Origin of the sequence: Pseudomonas sp. R3-56 (genome assembly GCF_051132075.1) — a bacterium.
Classification (GTDB): domain Bacteria; phylum Pseudomonadota; class Gammaproteobacteria; order Pseudomonadales; family Pseudomonadaceae; genus Aquipseudomonas.
In genome coordinates this window covers 1,015,001-1,028,588 of the sequence record NZ_CP071657.1, presented here as the reverse complement: position 1 = coordinate 1,028,588, position 13,588 = coordinate 1,015,001, and the positions used below count along the sequence as shown (strand labels likewise).

Here is a 13,588-nt window from a genome sequence, read left to right as displayed (position 1 = left end):
CCGTCTGTTTCAGTATGGATACACCCTGTTCAAAGGGCCCACACGCTGAAAAGGATCTGAGCATGTCCAAACTCGCCGTATTCTCTCTCGCCGCCCTGGCCTTCAGTGCCGCCGCCCATGCCGCCGACATCGATGTACAACTGGGCAGTACCGAACGTGTCACCCGTCTCTTCGCCTACCCCAACAACTGCAACGTCATCTGTTTTCGCAACTGGACGCTGGAGCAGACCGTCGAGCATTACCTGACCCAAAGCGTACAGCGTGACGGCTACGGCGCGGCCAAGGTCAGCGTCAAGCGCGATAACGACATCGTCTACGCGAGCATCAGCGGAGTCCCGAAAAGCTACGGCCAACCGCTGGCCGCGCTGCTCAACGCCGGAGACCTGGCGTACAACGGCGCGACGAAACTCAACAATGACAAAAAGTGGGCCTACAACTGGTACCTGTTCCTGCCCCTGGGCATGGCCTTGGAAAACCGCAAGAGCGTCGAGTTGCTGCACTTCCCGCCGGATTACTCGCTGACCCAGGCCCAGGATTACCTCGAATCGGCCACCACCGACCGCTGGGCCACGCTGCTGACCGCCAATGGCATCGCCGCCGACCAGACGCCGGCTTACCAGACGATCATCGACATCGCGCCGATCGCCGCCCCGTCCAACGCCGGCCAGGCGCTGGAAGGCGTCTACGATTATTTCAACGACTACCAGACCACCATGGTCAAGCAGGTCAGCCAGAACGCCAGCGGCAATGCACTGCCGATGGTGGCCTTCGGCGCTCCGGTGCGGAACTGGATCAAGACCCAATACGGCCCGACCGTGAATGTGCTCGGCCTGGCGACCATCACACCGACAGAAGGCGTCAAGGTTCCGGTACTCGGCTCCAATCACCCCAGCTATATCTGGTACGCCGCCGACCCTGAAAGCTATGACGGTGACCAGGCCAAGGCAGATGCTGCCGGCTTGAAAGTCATGGGACAGGACCTGAGCGCCGCATGCTGGCAAGCCGGGATGGGCAGCAAGCCCGATACCGATCCGACCCAGCAACTGAACCAATGCACGCAGACCTGGCAGGTTACCCAGAAAGAGAAGACCTGCGAGTTGTTCTATACCTCGATTCGCAAACTGACGCCGGCCGAAGCGGCGACAAAATGCGCGGCGCCGGCGATCAAGTCGCAACTTCAGCAATTGAAGGTGCCGATGCCGCTGCCAGCTGAATCAGTCTGAACCTGACGGAGCCTTCCCGCGTGAGCCTTGGCTGACGCGGGAAAGCGCCGCTGCCGTCAATCAGCGACGATGCTGATCTCTGACGTCCGTGCTCAGGGCGCGTCTACAGGACGCAAGCGATACTGCGGTGGCAGCTGCTCGAAACCGCTGATCGTGGTGTCCAGGCTTTTCCAGCGCCCGTCCTTGATCCCGTAGATGCAACCATGAATGGACAGTTTCTGCCCGCGGTGCCAGGCATTCTGGACGATGCTGGTGTGACCGACGTTCGCCACCTGCTGGATCACGTTGAGTTCACATAGGCGGTCGACCTGTTCCTCTTCGGTCGGCAATTTGGCCAACGCTTCGCGGTGCTCGTAGTACAAGTCGCGAATCGAGCGCAGCCAGCCGTCGATCAGGCCGAGCTGGCGGTCCTGCATCGAGGCACGCACGCCGCCGCAGCCGTAATGGCCGGTGACCAGGATGTGCTTGACCTTGAGCACGTCCACCGCGTACTGGATCACCGAAAGGCAGTTCAGGTCGGTGTGCAACACCACGTTGGCGACGTTACGGTGCACAAACAGATCACCTGGCAACATGCCGACGATTTCGTTGGCCGGCACTCGCGCGTCGGAGCAGCCGATCCACAGGTATTCGGGGGTTTGCTGACGAGCCAGCTTGGCGAAGAAGTCAGGATCCTCCTGCTTGATCGCATCGGCCCAGCGCGCGTTGTTATCAATCAGATCTTGTAATTCATTCATGCTGTCCAGCCTCGATAGAGAGTGCGCAACTGTGACAGACGACCGCCGGTCGAGGTCACGTCGGCAGCGCGTTGGAATTCCTGGCACCGCAGCCGGTCGACTCATAGTAAGGCCCACAGTATGAGGAATTGCCATGAATGATTCACGACGTCCCTACGATGCGGTGCAACCGGAACCCATCGACGACAACGAAGACCGCATGGGCTCGATGCGTGAGCTGGAATTCGATGACGATGAATACGAAGCCAGGATCGGCGACGAGCTGCCCGAAAACGAGCGCGAGCAACTGATACCGGACGAACGTGTGCGTGAAGCAGGCATGACGGGGGCCTCGATGGATGATCGCCAGCCGACCGACGATGATCTGAGCCCCGAGACCCTGATCCGTGATGATGGCGCCAGGGACGCCCTGGAGGCCGGTGAAGGTGAACAGGCCGATTGGGACCTGAGCGTCGTGGATGAAAATGATATCGGCGGCGGCGACGGTCTGGACGAAGCGGAAATGGCCGATATCGACCCATTGGATGGCAAGCGCTGAACAAAAACCTCGCCTATCCCCTGTGGGAGCGAGCCTGCTCGCGAAAGCGGTGGTTCATTGCATCAATGCTGAATGTACCGCCGTCTTCGCGGGCAGGCCCGCTCCCACATGGGGTACCCAGGATTTGATGTACGCCGCCAAATCCCTGTGGGAGCGAGCCTGCTCGCGAAAGCGGTGGGCCAGTCAACATAGATGCCCTTAATTCAGTCCACCAAGGTACAGGCCATGACCACCGCATCTTCACGCCCGCCCACCGCCGGGTAGTAATCCCGCCGCCGGCCAATCTCGTTGAAACCATAACGCTCATACAACCGGAACGCTGTGCGATTGCTGTCGCGCACTTCCAGGAAGCATTCGCGTGCCTCCGCCTTGTAGGCAATCGACATCAAGTGTTCCAAGAGCCGCAAACCCAGGCCGCGCCCCTGGTTTTCCGGCTTGACGGTGATATTGAGCAGGTGCGCTTCATCGAGGATGATCTGCACCACGCCATGGCCGACTTGCTGCTGGCCTTCGAACATCAGCCAGATCTGGTATTTGCCCAGCCCGTCGAGAAATATCCCGCGGGTCCAGGGATGGCTGTAGGCCGCGTATTCGATCTTCAGTACAGCGTCGAGGTCCGCCTCGGTCATCGGGCGGAACGATACAGCGTCACTCATTCGATTCTTTCCAGCGCGCCATCAGCCGGCGCATGGCTTGCCAGACGTCAGCCTTGTGCCGTGGCGTTTCCATTAACGATTCCAGTCCAGGCAATGCCCAGGCCGAGCCCAGGCCTTCGACCTGCAATTCACGGTTGAACGCTTCGGCATCCGCCTCGCCGGCGAACCTCACTGCCGGCAGGCCGATGAGCCACAGACACACGCACGGTTCGTCTTCCAGACGCGCCGAAACAAATCCCTGGACAAAATCCCGCGCCGCCTCCGGCCCCTGGTCCATCGTGCCGCGCGACAACAATGGCCAGCGCACCGGCTCGCCGATGATCTGCGGGCTGTCCGGCAGGCCGGCGGCACGCAGCATGTCCTTGAGCAGCAAGTAGGCTGGATCGCGGCTCTGGAAGGGTTCGCCGGTGGGTAACTCCACCAGCAGCAGGCAACGCCCGGCTCGCAGCAGTTGCAGGGCGAAACGTGGCGGCGGCACCTGTGCGACCTTCACCGGGGCCGGCGCTTCGTCGACCTCTTCCACTTTGGCGTTGGTCCGGGTCGAGGCCAGGCTCGGACGCGGGACTTCGACTTTCGGCCGTTCGACAGCGGGCGCCAACGGTTCGGCAACGGTCTTGGCGACGGGCGCGGCCTGGGGCGGCGCGACCTCCATCGGCTCAGGCGCTTCCAGCAGCTCGGGCCGCGACGGGGCGGCAAATGGCAATTCGGTACGCGGCAGCCAGTTGACCACCTGCATGGCGGTCAGATAGGCGCGGCGGCGGGACTCGATAAGCAAGGGTCGGCCACTTGTGGATAACTGAAAGTGGGGAGGATTCTACCGCCCTTCGGCGCGGATCGCTTCCCTGTTGAGCCGATAGTTGAGCGATACGCGACGACAGTCCGTCTCGGGGGTGAATAGCAACCGGCGCGATGCAGTACAATCGCCGCTTTTAATTGCCAACCCGACGGCCATTGCGATGATCGAACCCAAGCGCGTCTTGCGCGCCCTTGCTGAACACTGGGCATTGCTGGAACCTTTGTGCGAGCACTTCGACCAGGGCACCCTGAGCCTCAACGAACTGCGTTCACAACTGGCCGCCCAACAACTGGACAGCACGCCCCAGGACATCACCCACCTGCTGGACGTGTGGATCCGCCTGGACATCCTCGTGCCGGTGGCGAAAAGCCCCAACCGTTTCGAGCTCAACGCCCAGATCCACGACTTCCTCGCCTACCTTCGCCGCGAACACCGCCTGGGCCTGTGCCTGGAGATCGAAGCCTACCTGCGCCACCTCGAGCGCCTGGCCGGTTACATCCAAGACGCTTTCGAGGTGCGCGACGGCAACGACCTGGCCCGCCAGTTGCGCTTGCTGGACATGCGCGTGCGCGACGTCCTGAAGAAGCTCGCCAACGATGAGCAAGCACTGGTGGCCGTGGCCGAACGGGCCAAGACCAGCGATCGACAGATTCCGCTGCGCCAGCGCTACGCCGAAGTACTGGCGACCTGGGACGAATACGTCGAACCGATGATCCAACTGGTGAACGCCGACGGCGCCTTCGAGCAAGGCGTGCGCAAGGTCGAGAACGTGCTGTTGCGCATGCTCACCGAACAACAGCGCCTCGGCCACCTCGTCGACGACGACATGCTGCTGCGTACCCATGCACGCATCCTCGAAATGCAGACCAGCGCCCAACTGACCCTGCGCCACGCCCGGGAACTGCTCCTGCCGCTGCGTGAAGAGGCTCGCCGCCACAACGCCGTGACCCGTGGCGCGGCGCTGGCCCTGGCGGCCATTCGCCGCAAGGGCATCGATGCCGTGCCGCAAGCCGCCATGCCGCTGTTCACCCGACCGCAAAGCACCTTCCTGGGCAGCGCCAGCCAGGTCGAAGCCTATGTCTATGCCCTGGCCCGCTTCGAACCGAAACCGGCGCGCTTCCCCAAGTCCCACAAGACCCACAAGGGCGGCGAGGCACCACGGGCTCCGCGCACCGTGCGCGAGATGGTCGAGCGTTGCGAAGACGCCCTGCCGATGCCGGACCTGATGAGCTGGCTGCTGGAGCAAGAACCGGACGGTGCCACCGACGAATTGCTGTACTGGTTCTCGCGCCTGTCGCGGGAAAAACGTTTCAAGCGCGAGCGTCTGGAACGCCGCGATTACCACACCCATGAGCATCAGGTCAGCCTGCGCTCCTTCGCCCTGCTCTCGGCCGGCGACACCGCCGCCGAGGATTCTGCGAGCACTCTTCATGCAAGTACTTCCCATGCAACTTGATCTATCCGAACTGTCCCAGCTGGCACCGATCTTTCGCGAGCTGTTCAAGGGTTACCACGTCAGCCGCCGCGACCCGGAGCTGTACGCGCAACTGTCGAACTTCCAGGACCAGTACCGCACGCTGTTCAAGGCCTTGGGCTTCGAACTGGTGTGCGACACCCGCGGCTTTTATTACTTCGTACCCGACTTGGCCGCCGCCGCGGTGAACAAGACCGCCCAGCGCCTGGCCCTGTTCACCTTCATCCTCGTCGAACACCTGGCCGATCAGGGTCGCGACCCAATCGCCGTGCTCGACGGTGGCAGCCTCGGTCGCGATGAGTTGCCGTCGCTGCTGGAAAAATACCGCGACCTGTTCATCCAGGCCGAAGTACAGACCCAGGAAGAGCTGGAAGAAAAAATCATGCGCCGCATGACCCAGCTGGGTTTTGCCAGCGAAGAAAACGGCGTGTACCGCTTCCTGCCACCGATGCATCGTTTTATCGACGTCTGCCTGTCGGTCCAGCAGGACCGCGACCTGGCCGCCAGCCTGCACAGCGTGCTGCCGTTGCCGGCGCCGGTACTGATCGACGAAGACAGCGACGAAAAACTGCTGCAGACCGATGATCCGCTAGACCTCAGTGAATTCGACGGTGAAAGCGAAGAAGACGCACTGGCCCGCGCCATTGCCGAAGAACAGGAGACCGACGCATGAGCAAGGAACGCTACGGCATCCGCCGCTTTGCCCTTTTGAACACCGCCGGCTATAGCCTCGGTTTGTTCCCGCTGGAAGAACCGCTGTCGGTGTACGGCGCGAACAACCTCGGTAAATCCGCCTCGATCAACGCTTTGCAGTTCCCGATCCTGGCGCGCATGTCGGACATGAGCTTTGGCAAGTACAGCCTGGAGCAATCCCGGCGTTTCTATTTCGCCTCGGACACCAGCTACATCCTCGTGGAAGTTGCCCTGCCCCACGGCCCGCACGTGATTGGCGTGGTCGGTCGCGGCCCTGGCGGCGGTTTCGGCCATCAGTTCTTTGCCTACGCCGGCAAACTGGACCTGGCCCACTATCAGAAAGATGACACTTGCCTGCGCCAGAAAGAGCTGTTCACCAACCTGGAGCGCGAAGGCCTGAAGGCCTACGAACTCAAGCCGGATGAACTGCGTCGCCTGCTGGTCGGCGGACACACCTCGATCCCCCTGGACCTGACGCTGATCCCGCTGCGCTCCACCAGCGAGCAAAGCCTCAAGACCTTCCGCGCGTTGTTCATCAACCTGCTGCACATGCGCGAAATCACCGCCGCCAAGCTCAAGCAACTGTTCCTCGATGCCTTCGAGCACAGCCTGCGCTCCGGCAGCGTGGACTACATAGCCGCGTGCGAAGAAGCCTTCCGCGACGTGCGACGCATGGAACAGGACTACAACTCCCTGGTGGCGGCCGGCCCGTTGGTGGAAGCCTTGGCCAACGGCGTGAAGCAGCGCGATATCCTGCGCGGCAAACTGCATCGCCTGTCGCCATTGCTCGACTCGCTGCTGGGCACCTGGTCGGACTATGCGAGTGCGCGCAAGGAAGAGCTGACCATCCAGGCCGAGCACTACCGCAACGAGCAGGATTCGCTGCAGAACGACCAGCGCGGCGGCACCCAGGAGCTGATGCGCCTGGAGCGTGAAATCAGCGGCATCCAGCGCTGGCTCGGCGAGCTGTCGGTGCTCAAGCATCGCTTTGCCCTGGTGGACGACGTCAAGGTCCTGGAGCAGCAGCTGCTCGCCGCCAAAGACGCCCACGACGAACTGGCCGGCGCTCTGGCTCAGTCCCGGCAGTTCAGCGCCGAAGACCTGGAAGAGCGCCTGCGGGATCTGGAAAAACGCCTGAAGTCGGTCAAGCAGCAACTCGATCACGCCGACAACAACAGCTACGCCCGCCTGCGCGAAGAGTTCTCCCAGCAGGACGTCGAGCGCCTGATGCGCCTGTTCAACAGCGCTTTGTTCAGCCTGCCGCTGGGCGAACATGGCATCGCGCTGGACGAGAATGGCGAGTGGGTCAAATCCATGGAGCTGATTCTCGACGGCTTCAAGGGCGAGCGCTTCGAAGTGCCCGGCCTGTCCATCGACCTGTCCCACATCGAACCGCCAGCCCTGCAAGCGCTTGCCGACCGCGCCGCGCTGCGCGATCAGAAAGAGCGTCTGGAAAAAGAGCTCAAGCAGCTCAAGACCCAACAAGCCGTGGCCGCCGACCGTGCCGCGAGCAAGACCCAGACCGAAGCGCTGTACCAGCAGGTCCTGGATGCGCAGAAAGCCCTGGAGGATTTCCGTCGCACCCAGACCTTGAGCGCCGAGGAAAGCGAGAAACTCGAGCAACTGGCGCAGATGGAAGCCGCCCAGGACGAACTCAAGCGCTCCAGCGATGCCTTCACCGAGCGCGTCCAGCAATTGTCCGCCAAGTTGCAACTGGTGGGCCGGCAGATCGCCGACATGGAAGCCAAGCAACGCACCCTCGACGATGCCCTGCGCCGTCGTCAGTTGCTGCCGGCGGACCTGCCATTCGGCACGCCGTTCATGGACCCGGTCGACGACTCCATGGACAACCTGTTGCCGCTGCTCAACGATTATCAGGACAGTTGGCAGGGCCTGTTACGGGTCGATGGCCAGATCGAAGCGCTGTACGCCCAGGTGCGCCTCAAGGGCGTGGCCAAGTTCGACAGCGAAGACGACATGGAGCGCCGTCTGCAACTGCTGATCAACGCCTATGCCCACCGCACCGACGAAGCCCTGACCCTGGGCAAGGCGCGCCGTGCGGCCGTCACCGACATTGCCCGGACCTTGCGTAACATCCGCAGCGACTACGACAGCCTCGAACACCAGTTGGCGTTGTTCAACCGCGAGATCAACAAGCGCCAGGTGTCCAACCTGCAAAGCTTCCGCATCGTCCTGGCGCCGAACAAGGAAGCGCTCAAGCACATCGACCAGATCATCCACAGCGCCGGCCAGTACGAAGAAGGCGAGACGCTGTCGGTGTTCGACCTGAGCCAGAGCGCCGAGCAGGACAACAAGAACGAAGAAGCCAAGGAATATCTGGCGCGGCTGGTGGCTGCAAACCACAACCAGCTCGGCCTCAAGGACCTGTTCGAACTGGCGTTCGAGATCACCAAGGTCAACGGCCAGCCGGTGATCCACACCGACATCGATGGCGCGGCGTCCAACGGCACGACCATGACCATCAAGGCGCTGACCAACATGTACTTGTTGCTGCACCTGATGGACCGCGAACAGGCCGGCCGTGTGCGTCTGCCGTATTACCTGGACGAAGCGGCGGACATCGACGAGAAGAACCAGGCTGCGCTGCTGGAAACCAGCTTGCAACTGGGCTTCGTGCCGATCCTCGCCAGTGTGAAGCCGCAGGTCTGCGCCAGTGTCGCCATCGACCTGGAAGGCGGCAGCGGCCCGAACGGCATCTACATCGACGAGGCGGACTGGAAGTACATCCGTCGCCACGATGCGGTGAAAGCCACGGTGAACGTCCAGGCCGATGAGCCGGAGCTGGATCCGGTCTGAGGTGAATAGCCGGGTATGAAAAAGTCCGCGATCCATTGGATCGCGGCCTTTTTTGTTATCGCAAACTCCGTGGCGAGGGAGCTTGCTCCCGCTCGACTGCGCAGCGGTCGCAGGCTTTGGGGCCGCTACGCCCGAAGCGTCGGACCGGCCCAGCGGGAGCAAGCTCCCTCGCCACAGGTGTCACATCCTATAAGCTCACTTGCCGAGCGTGATCTTCGGCGCCCAGGTCAGCCACTCATCTTCAAACTTGTCGAACAGCGGGAACGTCTGCTGCGGTCGCGCCGGGTTGCCCATCCGCTCGCCGTCCGGTGTCGCAAAAGCGATACCGCCCTGAATCAGCGTCTCCAGCGACTCGGTCCGCACCGTCGCGCCCTTGAATAAGCCGAAGTCCAGGCCAAAACCGCTGCTGTTCCAGAAGCGAGTGCCACTGCGCACCAACGGCGCATACTTGGGCTCGATCAGGATATGGACCAGCACTCGGTCCGCCGTCTGGCCCAATTCATATCCCGTGACTTTGCCCACCGTCACCTCGCGATAGGTCACCGGCACGCCAATCTTCAACGAACCACGGCGCGCCGCACTCAATACCAGGCTCAAACCAGCCTCCGGAACCGCGCTTTCGGGTGGTTCGGTCAACGCAACAAAGCTTTTCTGTGGACCCTGGCTTTTCACAGCGGGCTGCACTTCAATGTATTGACCGGTCACCAGGGTTTCCAGGTTCGACGTCTTCATCAACCCCAGCTCTGGCTTGACCACCCAGAACTGGGTCCCGACGCGGGCGATACGCTCCGGCACTTCGGTGATACGCGCGGTGACCAGCACCGACTGCATGTCGGCGCTGAGATCGACGTTCTCGATCTTGCCCACATCCAGCCCCTTGAAACGGATCGGCGTACCGCTGCGCAAGCCGTCGGCGCGATCGACCTTGATCGTCACGACCGTGCCGTTCTGCTGTGCCGCTTCGCGGTCTTCATGCAGGCGAAACCGAGGGATGCGTCTTTTCAACGGTACATTCGGCTCCGGCGTCTCGAAGGCGATCCCGCCGGCCATCAGGCTCTGCAGGGACTCGCTCTTGACCTGTATTCCGCCAGTCAGACCGCCCGTGAGGGTGACGCCGCTGGCGTTCCAGAATCGCGTCGAACCGTTCACCAGCCCTTCGTATTCCTTCTCGATGTGCACACCGATGATTAATTGTTTTTTCTTGCGGGAGAATTGGTAGCTCTGCACCGAGCCGACCTTGACCTGCTTGTAGAGAATCGGACTGCCGACTTCCAGCGATCCCAGATTCTCAGTCAGCAGCACCAGGTGCAGGCCAGGGGAACGCAAGTCCAATGGCGGAGCCTTCGCCCTGGCTTCGAATTCGCGCTGCGGCGCCGCGCCCTTGTCGCCCGGGCGCACGGCAATGTAGTTACCCTTGACCAGCGCTTCCAGCCCGGTGATACCCGCGAGGGAAATCGATGGCTTGACGACCCAGAACTGAGTGCCGGTCACCAGGTAGTCCTCGGCCAAAGGATCAAGGGTCAGCTCGGCGCTGGCGCTGGACAAGTCGGGGTCGACCTTCAACGTCTTCAGGCTACCAACCTGGATACCTTTGTACATGACCGGCGTGCGCCCCGCCTGTAACCCTTCGAAATCGCTGAGCTTGACCTTTACCCGGATCCCGGCGGCGGCCGCATCGAAGTCCTCGTACAGACGAAACGGCAGGCTTGGGTCCGTGGGCGGGCTGTCCTTGCGGTTTTCCGGCGTGGCGAACGCGATACCGCCGGCTACGATACTGGCCAGTGATTCACTGCGTACTTTGACGCCCGAAAGGTTGGCATCGATGCTGATGCCACTGGCGTTCCAGAATCGTGTGTGTTTGCGAACCAGGCTGGCGTAGGTCGGCTCGATGAAGACCTTGACCTCGACTGTGCGCTGATCTTCGGACAGGGAATAACTTTTCACCTGGCCAACTTGAATCTGTTTGTAGAAAACCGGGCTGCCACGGTCCAGCGAACCCAGGCGCTCAGCCTTGATCGTCAGGTGCAAACCTGGTTTGGCGTCCGATAGCGGCGGCTCTTCGGCCAAGGCCTTGAACTTGCGTGTCGACTCGCCTTCCCCCGGGCTTATGGCCACGTAGTTGCCTGATACCAGCGTCTCCAGGCCGGTGATCCCGGCCAGGCTCACACTCGGCTTGACCAGCCAGAAACGTGTGCCGGTCTTGAGGTATTGCTCGACGTCCTTGTTCATTTCGACGGTCGCGATAACGCCTTTCGAGCTGCCCTCGTCATCAAGCGTAAGGTCCTTTACCTTGCCCACCGTCATGCCTTTGTAGACGATCTCGGTCTTGTTGACCTGGATGCCCTCACCGCTTTCAAAACGTACGCTGATCTCGATACCGGTCTCGTTATAAGCCCGCCAGCCGAGCCAACCGCCGATGATCAAGGCAATCAACGGCAAGACCCAGATGGCCGACCAGTTCGAAGCCGGTCGGGTTTTAGCAGTAGGCAAATCAGTCATGGTCGTCATCCGACTCCGTGTTATCCCAAATCAGTCGGGGATCGAAGGTAACTGCGGCAATCATTGTCAAAATCACTACGCTGGCAAAGGCGATGGCACCGAGACCGGCTTCAACACTGGCAAGCCGCCCGAAATTGACCACCGCCACCAGGATTGCGATTACGAAAATGTCCAGCATCGACCAGCGGCCGATGAACTCAATGAAGCGATACATGAGGATGCGCTGACGCGCGGACATTGGCTGGTGCCGTTGCACCGAAAACAACAACAAGGCGAGCCCCACCAGCTTGAAAGTGGGCACGACGATACTGGCAACAAACACCACCGCGGCAATAGGGATCATGCCGTGCTGAACCAGCTCGATGACGCCGGCCATTATGGTGCTGGGCGATCCCTGACCCAGCGAATTGATGGTCATGATCGGCAGCATATTGGCCGGGATATAGAGAATCGCGGCCGTGATCAATAATGCCCAGGTCCGCATGAGGCTGTTCGGACGACGGGGATGGATGCGTGCGCCACAACGGGAGCAGGTCTGTTTGTCATCCTCTGCATCCTGTCGATTCAACTCGTGACATTCGACGCAGATCAGAATGCCCGCATCAATCGCCCGCATGAGAATCCTCTCCTGACAGCGCCTGCCAGATCTGATGCGGTGACATCACCACTTCCAGCCAGACCTGAACCAGCAACAAGCTGACAAAACACACCAGGCCCAGGCCCACGGTAATAGCCGCCATGTCGGCAAGTTTGACGATGGCAACCAGCACGCCCATGAAATAGACCTCCAGCATCCCCCAATCCCTTAAGTGATGGTAAGTGCGGTACAACAACAAGCCGTAACTTCGTCCGACGTTCCAGCGAATGGTCAGCAGCACAATCAGCTGACAGAGCAACTTGAGTAGCGGAATCCCCATGCTGCACAGGAACACCACCACCGATACACCGTGCATACCGGTATTGAACAGCCCGACCACGCCACTCCAGACGGTGTCCTGGGACGACTGTCCGAGCAGATTGAGCTGCATGATGGGTAAAAAGTTCGCCGGCACAAACAACAGCAAAGCGGCAACTACCAGGGCGAGGCTACGTTCGACCACGTTATGTCGGTGTGCATAAAGTTCGTATCCACAGCGGGGGCATTCGGCTTTTTCGCCGCGGGCAAGCTGTGGCTTGCGCATCAACAAGTCGCATTCATGACACGCCACCAGACCGTCCAAGGGTAGATCTGACAACCTATCGATGTCTGACGGATCGGGCATATAGCGCTCTGGCTCAACTAAGGTGGGGCTATTCTAGTGCGCCAGCTCGAAAATAACTGCGCAAATTTACCACGAGCTTCGGCCGGTTTTATTACAGATAAAACAAAACCCCTACCTGCGTCAGCAGATAGGGGTTTCGGAATTTAATCTTGACGATGACCTACTCTCACATGGGGAAACCCCACACTACCATCGGCGATGCATCGTTTCACTTCTGAGTTCGGGATGGGATCAGGTGGTTCCAATGCTCTATGGTCGTCAAGAAATTCGGTAGCCAGCGCGTGCCTTACGGTCACGTTCCAGCGAATGGGTATGCGATAGTTTGTGGGTTTTGACTCGAACTTTCGGTTCATTTCGTCTTCACACACCGCAATCTGGTGCCTTTCTCCGTTTCCAGAGCAGGATCAGCAAATTGCTTGGGTGTTATATGGTCAAGCCTCACGGGCAATTAGTACAGGTTAGCTCAACGCCTCACAGCGCTTACACACCCTGCCTATCAACGTCGTAGTCTTCGACGGCCCTTCAGGGGACTCAAGGTCCCAGTGAGATCTCATCTTGAGGCAAGTTTCCCGCTTAGATGCTTTCAGCGGTTATCTTTTCCGAACATAGCTACCCGGCAATGCCACTGGCGTGACAACCGGAACACCAGAGGTTCGTCCACTCCGGTCCTCTCGTACTAGGAGCAGCCCCTCTCAAATCTCAAACGTCCACGGCAGATAGGGACCGAACTGTCTCACGACGTTCTAAACCCAGCTCGCGTACCACTTTAAATGGCGAACAGCCATACCCTTGGGACCGGCTTCAGCCCCAGGATGTGATGAGCCGACATCGAGGTGCCAAACACCGCCGTCGATATGAACTCTTGGGCGGTATCAGCCTGTTATCCCCGGAGT

The 13,588-nt window shown here is 60.6% G+C and carries 11 protein-coding genes and 2 rRNA genes (1 of these 13 only partly in view); 5 read left to right on the top strand and 8 right to left on the bottom strand.

The window, feature by feature from the left end:
* Positions 1 to 62: 62 nt before the first annotated feature.
* Positions 63 to 1,223 carry a hypothetical protein gene (locus tag J3P96_RS04780; RefSeq protein WP_434655676.1) on the top strand — a complete coding sequence of 387 codons (1,161 nt, stop codon included), beginning with the start codon at positions 63 to 65 and terminating at the stop codon, positions 1,221 to 1,223.
* Between the two features lie 92 nt (positions 1,224 to 1,315).
* Here J3P96_RS04780 and can read toward each other — a convergent pair whose 3' ends face one another.
* Positions 1,316 to 1,960 (bottom strand): carbonate dehydratase, encoded by a 645-nt coding sequence (gene can, locus J3P96_RS04775; RefSeq protein ID WP_434655675.1) that lies wholly within the window; start codon positions 1,958 to 1,960, stop codon positions 1,316 to 1,318.
* Between the two features lie 133 nt (positions 1,961 to 2,093).
* On the opposite strand from can, the gene J3P96_RS04770 reads away from it, so the two are divergent.
* Positions 2,094 to 2,498, top strand: coding sequence for a serine kinase/phosphatase (locus tag J3P96_RS04770; protein WP_434628302.1), 405 nt, complete (start codon positions 2,094 to 2,096; stop codon positions 2,496 to 2,498).
* Between the two features lie 203 nt (positions 2,499 to 2,701).
* Here J3P96_RS04770 and rimI read toward each other — a convergent pair whose 3' ends face one another.
* Both rimI and J3P96_RS04760 read right to left on the bottom strand, forming a co-directional pair.
* Positions 2,702 to 3,154 (bottom strand): ribosomal protein S18-alanine N-acetyltransferase, encoded by a 453-nt coding sequence (rimI, locus tag J3P96_RS04765; protein WP_003205585.1) that lies wholly within the window; start codon positions 3,152 to 3,154, stop codon positions 2,702 to 2,704.
* Positions 3,147 to 3,890, bottom strand: coding sequence for an energy transducer TonB (locus J3P96_RS04760; protein ID WP_434658090.1), 744 nt, complete (start codon positions 3,888 to 3,890; stop codon positions 3,147 to 3,149). Before J3P96_RS04760 ends, rimI begins: the two co-directional genes overlap by 8 nt.
* Before the next feature lie 220 nt (positions 3,891 to 4,110).
* On the opposite strand from J3P96_RS04760, the gene mksB reads away from it, so the two are divergent.
* Genes mksB through mksF form a run of 3 tightly spaced genes read left to right on the top strand, consistent with a single transcriptional unit; the run spans position 4,111 to position 8,934 of the window.
* Positions 4,111 to 5,406 carry an Mks condensin complex protein MksB gene (mksB, locus tag J3P96_RS04755; protein WP_434655673.1) on the top strand — a complete coding sequence of 432 codons (1,296 nt, stop codon included), beginning with the start codon at positions 4,111 to 4,113 and terminating at the stop codon, positions 5,404 to 5,406.
* Positions 5,396 to 6,097 (top strand): Mks condensin complex protein MksE, encoded by a 702-nt coding sequence (mksE, locus tag J3P96_RS04750; protein WP_434655671.1) that lies wholly within the window; start codon positions 5,396 to 5,398, stop codon positions 6,095 to 6,097. Before mksB ends, mksE begins: the two co-directional genes overlap by 11 nt.
* Positions 6,094 to 8,934: an Mks condensin complex protein MksF gene (gene mksF / locus J3P96_RS04745; RefSeq protein WP_434571817.1), complete on the top strand. Its 2,841-nt coding sequence runs from the start codon at positions 6,094 to 6,096 to the stop codon at positions 8,932 to 8,934. The genes mksE and mksF overlap by 4 nt, the downstream gene beginning before the upstream one ends.
* A 195-nt stretch (positions 8,935 to 9,129) precedes the next feature.
* On the opposite strand, the gene J3P96_RS04740 is transcribed toward mksF, so the two are convergent.
* The 5 genes from J3P96_RS04740 to J3P96_RS04720 all read right to left on the bottom strand — a co-directional run.
* The gene (locus J3P96_RS04740) at positions 9,130 to 11,433 is read right to left on the bottom strand and encodes an MlaD family protein (RefSeq protein WP_434655668.1); all 2,304 of its coding nucleotides are present in this window, start codon (positions 11,431 to 11,433) and stop codon (positions 9,130 to 9,132) included.
* Positions 11,426 to 12,049 (bottom strand): paraquat-inducible protein A, encoded by a 624-nt coding sequence (locus tag J3P96_RS04735; RefSeq protein ID WP_434655666.1) that lies wholly within the window; start codon positions 12,047 to 12,049, stop codon positions 11,426 to 11,428. The genes J3P96_RS04740 and J3P96_RS04735 overlap by 8 nt, the downstream gene beginning before the upstream one ends.
* Positions 12,036 to 12,695, bottom strand: coding sequence for a paraquat-inducible protein A (locus tag J3P96_RS04730; RefSeq protein ID WP_434655664.1), 660 nt, complete (start codon positions 12,693 to 12,695; stop codon positions 12,036 to 12,038). Before J3P96_RS04730 ends, J3P96_RS04735 begins: the two co-directional genes overlap by 14 nt.
* A 147-nt stretch (positions 12,696 to 12,842) precedes the next feature.
* Positions 12,843 to 12,958: ribosomal RNA gene (gene rrf, locus J3P96_RS04725) — 5S ribosomal RNA — on the bottom strand.
* 164 nt (positions 12,959 to 13,122) lie between these two features.
* Positions 13,123 to 13,588: ribosomal RNA gene (locus J3P96_RS04720) — 23S ribosomal RNA — on the bottom strand; it runs 2,426 nt beyond the window's last position.

Bases quoted from the DNA above. Each gene is read 5' to 3' on its own strand.
- J3P96_RS04780 (WP_434655676.1), top strand. From the start codon at position 63: ATGTCCAAACTCGCCGTATTCTCTCTCGCCGCCCTGGCCTTCAGTGCC.
- can (WP_434655675.1), bottom strand. From the start codon at position 1,960: ATGAATGAATTACAAGATCTGATTGATAACAACGCGCGCTGGGCCGAT.
- J3P96_RS04770 (WP_434628302.1), top strand. From the start codon at position 2,094: ATGAATGATTCACGACGTCCCTACGATGCGGTGCAACCGGAACCCATC.
- rimI (WP_003205585.1), bottom strand. From the start codon at position 3,154: ATGAGTGACGCTGTATCGTTCCGCCCGATGACCGAGGCGGACCTCGAC.
- J3P96_RS04760 (WP_434658090.1), bottom strand. From the start codon at position 3,890: ATGCAGGTGGTCAACTGGCTGCCGCGTACCGAATTGCCATTTGCCGCC.
- mksB (WP_434655673.1), top strand. From the start codon at position 4,111: ATGATCGAACCCAAGCGCGTCTTGCGCGCCCTTGCTGAACACTGGGCA.
- mksE (WP_434655671.1), top strand. From the start codon at position 5,396: ATGCAACTTGATCTATCCGAACTGTCCCAGCTGGCACCGATCTTTCGC.
- mksF (WP_434571817.1), top strand. From the start codon at position 6,094: ATGAGCAAGGAACGCTACGGCATCCGCCGCTTTGCCCTTTTGAACACC.
- J3P96_RS04740 (WP_434655668.1), bottom strand. From the start codon at position 11,433: ATGACTGATTTGCCTACTGCTAAAACCCGACCGGCTTCGAACTGGTCG.
- J3P96_RS04735 (WP_434655666.1), bottom strand. From the start codon at position 12,049: ATGCGGGCGATTGATGCGGGCATTCTGATCTGCGTCGAATGTCACGAG.
- J3P96_RS04730 (WP_434655664.1), bottom strand. From the start codon at position 12,695: ATGCCCGATCCGTCAGACATCGATAGGTTGTCAGATCTACCCTTGGAC.